At 51.6% G+C, this 5,306-nt stretch carries 2 tRNA genes and 3 rRNA genes; all 5 read right to left on the bottom strand.

What is annotated here, in order from left to right:
• A 5S ribosomal RNA gene (gene rrf, locus RS887_RS30395) occupies positions 1-110 on the bottom strand; the annotation flags it as partial.
• Positions 111-272: 162 nt separating this feature from the next.
• A 23S ribosomal RNA gene (locus RS887_RS30400) occupies positions 273-3,164 on the bottom strand.
• Positions 3,165-3,408: 244 nt separating this feature from the next.
• Positions 3,409-3,484, bottom strand: a tRNA-Ala gene (locus RS887_RS30405).
• Positions 3,485-3,514: 30 nt separating this feature from the next.
• Positions 3,515-3,591: transfer RNA gene (locus RS887_RS30410), tRNA-Ile, on the bottom strand.
• 81 nt (positions 3,592-3,672) lie between these two features.
• Positions 3,673-5,209, bottom strand: a 16S ribosomal RNA gene (locus tag RS887_RS30415).
• Between the last annotated feature and the right edge of the window lie 97 nt (positions 5,210-5,306).

Raw genomic sequence — 5,306 nt, forward strand, 5'->3', positions numbered from 1 at the left:
CGATGACCTACTCTCACATGGGGAAACCCCACACTACCATCGGCGATGCATCGTTTCACTGCTGAGTTCGGGATGGGATCAGGTGGTTCCAACGCTCTATGGTCGTCAAGAAATTCGGGTACTGAGTCGTGACCAGTTGGTCTCGCTTCAGCAAATTGGGTATGCGATAGATTTGTGTGTTGTGCAAACTTTCGGTTCATTGCGTCTTCACACACCGCAATCTGGCCTCTTTCGTTTCTTCAACTAGGAGCAGCAAATTGCTTGGGTGTTATATGGTCAAGCCTCACGGGCAATTAGTATTGGTTAGCTCAACGCCTCACAGCGCTTACACACCCAACCTATCAACGTCGTAGTCTTCGACGGCCCTTCAGGGGACTCAAGGTCCCAGTGAGATCTCATCTTGAGGCAAGTTTCCCGCTTAGATGCTTTCAGCGGTTATCTTTTCCGAACATAGCTACCCGGCAATGCCACTGGCGTGACAACCGGAACACCAGAGGTTCGTCCACTCCGGTCCTCTCGTACTAGGAGCAGCCCCTCTCAAATCTCAAACGTCCACGGCAGATAGGGACCGAACTGTCTCACGACGTTCTAAACCCAGCTCGCGTACCACTTTAAATGGCGAACAGCCATACCCTTGGGACCGGCTTCAGCCCCAGGATGTGATGAGCCGACATCGAGGTGCCAAACACCGCCGTCGATATGAACTCTTGGGCGGTATCAGCCTGTTATCCCCGGAGTACCTTTTATCCGTTGAGCGATGGCCCTTCCATACAGAACCACCGGATCACTAAGACCTACTTTCGTACCTGCTCGACGTGTCTGTCTCGCAGTCAAGCGCGCTTTTGCCTTTATACTCTACGACCGATTTCCGACCGGTCTGAGCGCACCTTCGTACTCCTCCGTTACTCTTTAGGAGGAGACCGCCCCAGTCAAACTACCCACCATACACTGTCCTCGATCCGGATAACGGACCTGAGTTAGAACCTCAAAGTTGCCAGGGTGGTATTTCAAGGATGGCTCCACGCGAACTGGCGTCCACGCTTCAAAGCCTCCCACCTATCCTACACAAGCAAATTCAAAGTCCAGTGCAAAGCTATAGTAAAGGTTCACGGGGTCTTTCCGTCTAGCCGCGGATACACTGCATCTTCACAGCGATTTCAATTTCACTGAGTCTCGGGTGGAGACAGCGCCGCCATCGTTACGCCATTCGTGCAGGTCGGAACTTACCCGACAAGGAATTTCGCTACCTTAGGACCGTTATAGTTACGGCCGCCGTTTACCGGGGCTTCGATCAAGAGCTTCGCGTTAGCTAACCCCATCAATTAACCTTCCGGCACCGGGCAGGCGTCACACCCTATACGTCCACTTTCGTGTTTGCAGAGTGCTGTGTTTTTAATAAACAGTCGCAGCGGCCTGGTATCTTCGACCGGCGTGGGCTTACGCAGTAAATGCTTCACCCTCACCGGCGCACCTTCTCCCGAAGTTACGGTGCCATTTTGCCTAGTTCCTTCACCCGAGTTCTCTCAAGCGCCTTGGTATTCTCTACCCAACCACCTGTGTCGGTTTGGGGTACGGTTCCTGGTTATCTGAAGCTTAGAAGCTTTTCTTGGAAGCATGGCATCAACCACTTCGTCACCCAAAGGGTAACTCGTCATCAGCTCTCGGCCTTAAGATCCCGGATTTACCTAAGATCTCAGCCTACCACCTTAAACTTGGACAACCAACGCCAAGCTGGCCTAGCCTTCTCCGTCCCTCCATCGCAATAACCAGAAGTACAGGAATATTAACCTGTTTTCCATCGACTACGCTTTTCAGCCTCGCCTTAGGGACCGACTAACCCTGCGTCGATTAACGTTGCGCAGGAAACCTTGGTCTTTCGGCGTGGGTGTTTTTCACACCCATTGTCGTTACTCATGTCAGCATTCGCACTTCTGATACCTCCAGCAAGCTTCTCAACTCACCTTCACAGGCTTACAGAACGCTCCTCTACCGCATCACTTACGTGATACCCGTAGCTTCGGTGTATGGTTTGAGCCCCGTTACATCTTCCGCGCAGGCCGACTCGACTAGTGAGCTATTACGCTTTCTTTAAAGGGTGGCTGCTTCTAAGCCAACCTCCTAGCTGTCTAAGCCTTCCCACATCGTTTCCCACTTAACCATAACTTTGGGACCTTAGCTGACGGTCTGGGTTGTTTCCCTTTTCACGACGGACGTTAGCACCCGCCGTGTGTCTCCCATGCTCGGCACTTGTAGGTATTCGGAGTTTGCATCGGTTTGGTAAGTCGGGATGACCCCCTAGCCGAAACAGTGCTCTACCCCCTACAGTGATACATGAGGCGCTACCTAAATAGCTTTCGAGGAGAACCAGCTATCTCCGAGCTTGATTAGCCTTTCACTCCGATCCACAGGTCATCCGCTAACTTTTCAACGGTAGTCGGTTCGGTCCTCCAGTCAGTGTTACCTAACCTTCAACCTGCCCATGGATAGATCGCCCGGTTTCGGGTCTATTCCCAGCGACTAGACGCCCTATTAAGACTCGCTTTCGCTACGCCTCCCCTATTCGGTTAAGCTCGCCACTGAAAATAAGTCGCTGACCCATTATACAAAAGGTACGCAGTCACCCAACAAAGTGGGCTCCCACTGCTTGTACGCATACGGTTTCAGGATCTATTTCACTCCCCTCTCCGGGGTTCTTTTCGCCTTTCCCTCACGGTACTAGTTCACTATCGGTCAGTCAGTAGTATTTAGCCTTGGAGGATGGTCCCCCCATATTCAGACAAAGTTTCTCGTGCTCCGTCCTACTCGATTTCATGACCAAGAGATTTTCGCGTACAGGGCTATCACCCACTATGGCCGCACTTTCCAGAGCGTTCCGCTAATCTCAAAGCCACTTAAGGGCTAGTCCCCGTTCGCTCGCCACTACTAAGGGAATCTCGGTTGATTTCTTTTCCTCAGGGTACTTAGATGTTTCAGTTCCCCTGGTTCGCCTCTTGCACCTATGTATTCAGTACAAGATAACCATCTTATGATGGCTGGGTTCCCCCATTCAGACATCTCCGGATCAAAGTCTGTTTGCCGACTCCCCGAAGCTTTTCGCAGGCTACCACGTCTTTCATCGCCTCTGACTGCCAAGGCATCCACCGTATGCGCTTCTTCACTTGACCATATAACCCCAAGCAATCTGGTTATACTGTGAAGACGACATTCGCCGAAAATTCGCACTTGCTCTAAGAGCAACTCACAAATTTTACCTTAGCCTGATCCGTTACCAGTGAAAGTAACGTTCAGTCTATCTTTCTATCACATACCCAAATTTTTAAAGAACGAACTAGTCAAAGACTAGAAATCAACATTCACCATCATCGATGGAATGCTCATTTCTAAGCTTTACACAATCAGAAGCAGTAGTGGTGGAGCCAAACGGGATCGAACCGTTGACCTCCTGCGTGCAAGGCAGGCGCTCTCCCAGCTGAGCTATGGCCCCGTATTTCTACAGGCGTTTCCCACACAAAATTGGTGGGTCTGGGCAGATTCGAACTGCCGACCTCACCCTTATCAGGGGTGCGCTCTAACCAACTGAGCTACAGACCCAATTTCGGGCTGCTTCTTATCGTCTTCTTCAATGAATCAAGCAATTCGTGTGGGAACTTATGGAGCAGCTGAGTCGTCGATTAAGGAGGTGATCCAGCCGCAGGTTCCCCTACGGCTACCTTGTTACGACTTCACCCCAGTCATGAATCACACCGTGGTAACCGTCCTCCCGAAGGTTAGACTAGCTACTTCTGGTGCAACCCACTCCCATGGTGTGACGGGCGGTGTGTACAAGGCCCGGGAACGTATTCACCGCGACATTCTGATTCGCGATTACTAGCGATTCCGACTTCACGCAGTCGAGTTGCAGACTGCGATCCGGACTACGATCGGTTTTGTGGGATTAGCTCCACCTCGCGGCTTGGCAACCCTCTGTACCGACCATTGTAGCACGTGTGTAGCCCAGGCCGTAAGGGCCATGATGACTTGACGTCATCCCCACCTTCCTCCGGTTTGTCACCGGCAGTCTCCTTAGAGTGCCCACCATAACGTGCTGGTAACTAAGGACAAGGGTTGCGCTCGTTACGGGACTTAACCCAACATCTCACGACACGAGCTGACGACAGCCATGCAGCACCTGTCTCAATGTTCCCGAAGGCACCAATCCATCTCTGGAAAGTTCATTGGATGTCAAGGCCTGGTAAGGTTCTTCGCGTTGCTTCGAATTAAACCACATGCTCCACCGCTTGTGCGGGCCCCCGTCAATTCATTTGAGTTTTAACCTTGCGGCCGTACTCCCCAGGCGGTCAACTTAATGCGTTAGCTGCGCCACTAAGAGCTCAAGGCTCCCAACGGCTAGTTGACATCGTTTACGGCGTGGACTACCAGGGTATCTAATCCTGTTTGCTCCCCACGCTTTCGCACCTCAGTGTCAGTATCAGTCCAGGTGGTCGCCTTCGCCACTGGTGTTCCTTCCTATATCTACGCATTTCACCGCTACACAGGAAATTCCACCACCCTCTACCATACTCTAGCTTGTCAGTTTTGAATGCAGTTCCCAGGTTGAGCCCGGGGCTTTCACATCCAACTTAACAAACCACCTACGCGCGCTTTACGCCCAGTAATTCCGATTAACGCTTGCACCCTCTGTATTACCGCGGCTGCTGGCACAGAGTTAGCCGGTGCTTATTCTGTCGGTAACGTCAAAATTGCAGAGTATTAATCTACAACCCTTCCTCCCAACTTAAAGTGCTTTACAATCCGAAGACCTTCTTCACACACGCGGCATGGCTGGATCAGGCTTTCGCCCATTGTCCAATATTCCCCACTGCTGCCTCCCGTAGGAGTCTGGACCGTGTCTCAGTTCCAGTGTGACTGATCATCCTCTCAGACCAGTTACGGATCGTCGCCTTGGTGAGCCATTACCTCACCAACTAGCTAATCCGACCTAGGCTCATCTGATAGCGCAAGGCCCGAAGGTCCCCTGCTTTCTCCCGTAGGACGTATGCGGTATTAGCGTCCCTTTCGAGACGTTGTCCCCCACTACCAGGCAGATTCCTAGGCATTACTCACCCGTCCGCCGCTGAATCAGAGAGCAAGCTCTCTTCATCCGCTCGACTTGCATGTGTTAGGCCTGCCGCCAGCGTTCAATCTGAGCCATGATCAAACTCTTCAGTTCAAACATCTTTGGGTTTTGAGAAAACCCTAAACTTGGCTCAGCAATCGTTGGTTACATCTTTGATTTCTCGCGGAGTAACTTGTGATGCTGATAATCT

The sequence above is a fragment of the Pseudomonas sp. BIC9C genome (assembly GCF_034541995.1).
GTDB classification, from domain to species: Bacteria; Pseudomonadota; Gammaproteobacteria; order Pseudomonadales; family Pseudomonadaceae; genus Aquipseudomonas; species Aquipseudomonas fluorescens_CC.